The organism is Variovorax sp. J31P207 (genome assembly GCF_030316965.1).
In the GTDB taxonomy this organism is placed as follows: Bacteria; Pseudomonadota; Gammaproteobacteria; order Burkholderiales; family Burkholderiaceae_C; genus Variovorax; species Variovorax ginsengisoli_B.
The window spans coordinates 1-1,466 of the sequence record NZ_JASZYN010000039.1 but is presented as its reverse complement, the minus strand read 5'-3'; the positions used below and the strand labels follow the sequence as shown (position 1 = coordinate 1,466).

Genomic DNA, 1,466 nt, shown 5'->3' with positions numbered 1-1,466 from the left:
GCCCGTTGCCGTCCTTTGAGTTCTCGCTTCGAATGTCAGCAAGGCACGCGGGAGCGGTCGCGGGCCCGCACAACCGAAAAAACCAGCGGGGATGGAGTCGCGCGAGAGGCTCAAGCGCCCGACATTGTCTCCGCCGTAACCTCCCAACCGGCGTCGATGCCGCCGGGGAGCATCTGCCCGCGATCTTCGCCGACTTCGGCATCTACTAGCCGGTTGAGCTTCTCGTTCATGGCGAGGACAAGGTCCCGGTTTCGCCCGCCTTGCAAGCCGAGATTGTTCATCTCGCTCGGATCGGCCCGCACATCGAACAGCTCGACATCGTTCAAGCGATAAAGCTCCTCCACCGTCGTGGGTCGGTTGTGCTGCTTCGGCGAAAAATAGCGCGCGAACACGTACTGGCCATCGAACACCGACCGAACCGCGCCGCGCTTCATCATGTCTGGGCGGATGCCCGCGCTCTGTAGCTCGCTTGGTTTGCCGCCCTTTTGCATGTAGTCGACGGCCTTGTTCAGGAAGTCGCCGTCGAGGTAGGCAAACATGTTGTAGTTGAAGAGCGCACCCTCACGCACGGCCGCGAAATCGGCGCGCTCGGGAGCTGCGAGGAGCCCGGAAACATCCTTGCCAGGAAGTCCCTTGACGATGCCGGCCCGCTTGTCCGGAGACACGCCGGTGAGCCCTATCAGCGTTGGCGCAATGTCGACGTGCGAGGTAACGGCCTTGCACTGCTTTCCGCCCGCGTAGGCCGGGTGGGAAACGATGAATGGCACGTTGTTCTGTTCGCGGTACGCGACAGCACCCTTGGCGTGCAGTTGGTGCGCGCCGTCCATGTCGCCATGATCGGCGGTCAGGATCACGATTGTCTTGTCGGCCAGCCCCGAGGCGTCCAGTTCGGCAAGAAGCGTCGCAATGTTTCGATCCACATCGCGCATGCAATTCAAGTAGTAGTTGTGCCGCCGGCGCCAACGGGCTTCCTCATTCGGGATGGTGCCGACCAACGCGTCATGAGCATGCAGAAAATCCCGATGTGCGGGTGGACGCCCCGGAGCATCGAGCGCCTGCCCGTGACTCGCCGGAGTCCGGTACTCCCACTGCTTCGCGTAAAGCGGGTCGACCGGATCGCGCTCGACACGCTTGATCCCACGTTTCGTTTGAACCGCCGTACCCGGTGCATCCGTGTTGTAGTACATCACATCGTGCGGGTTGACGAGGTTCACTGCGAGGAGCCAGGGTTTGTGTTCCGCCGCCAGTTCGCGTCCCTTGCCGCGGAGCCAGTTCACGCCCATCGCAGAGATGATGCCGTCGTGAAGGTAGCCCCCTCTTGTGTGCGCGATGATGTCGCCGACGCCGAAGTAATCGGAGAAGCCGTAGGCCTCCATTTCCTGCGTGAAGATCTTGGTCAAGTTGCCGTGCTCGTTGACCGTCTCGAACTCCCTTGTCAGGTGCCACTTGCCCTTGTAAGCCGTGTA

The 1,466-nt window shown here is 61.7% G+C and carries 1 protein-coding gene; it reads right to left on the bottom strand.

The window, feature by feature from the left end; translation table 11 throughout:
* Positions 1-110 precede the first annotated feature (110 nt).
* A partial coding sequence (locus tag QTI68_RS40075) for a sulfatase-like hydrolase/transferase (RefSeq protein WP_286529974.1) occupies positions 111-1,466 on the bottom strand: 1,356 nt, incomplete at its 5' end.